General features: G+C 60.2%; 1 protein-coding gene. It reads right to left on the bottom strand.

Annotation, left to right across the window (positions count from 1 at the left end; all coding sequences use genetic code 11):
* Positions 1-200, bottom strand: a 200-nt coding sequence (locus tag ON40_RS34385) for a hypothetical protein (protein ID WP_245568117.1), incomplete at its 3' end; no start/stop codon positions are given.
* Positions 201-221: the final 21 nt, after the last annotated feature.

Genomic DNA, 221 nt, shown 5'->3' with positions numbered 1-221 from the left:
TTCGTACGTACCTCTTCCCCGTCGTTGCGTACGGTGCTAACGGTGATGTTGTCCAGGGAGCCGTGGACATCGAGCGCATGATCGAGGGGTACCAGGAGCGGCCCGAAGGAGAAGAACGAGACAAAGTTCTTCGCGCGGGTGAGAAAGCGCGGGTTCCGCCGGAGGATGTCCTCGGCCGTTTGATCCAGGATGGTGCACACGCCCCATACATAGTTCAGCGC

The sequence above is a fragment of the Nocardia jiangxiensis NBRC 101359 genome, assembly GCF_000308615.1.
GTDB classification, from domain to species: Bacteria; Actinomycetota; Actinomycetes; order Mycobacteriales; family Mycobacteriaceae; genus Nocardia; species Nocardia jiangxiensis.
Note: the sequence above shows the minus strand (reverse complement) of the source record. Positions and strands in the feature narration are given on the sequence as shown.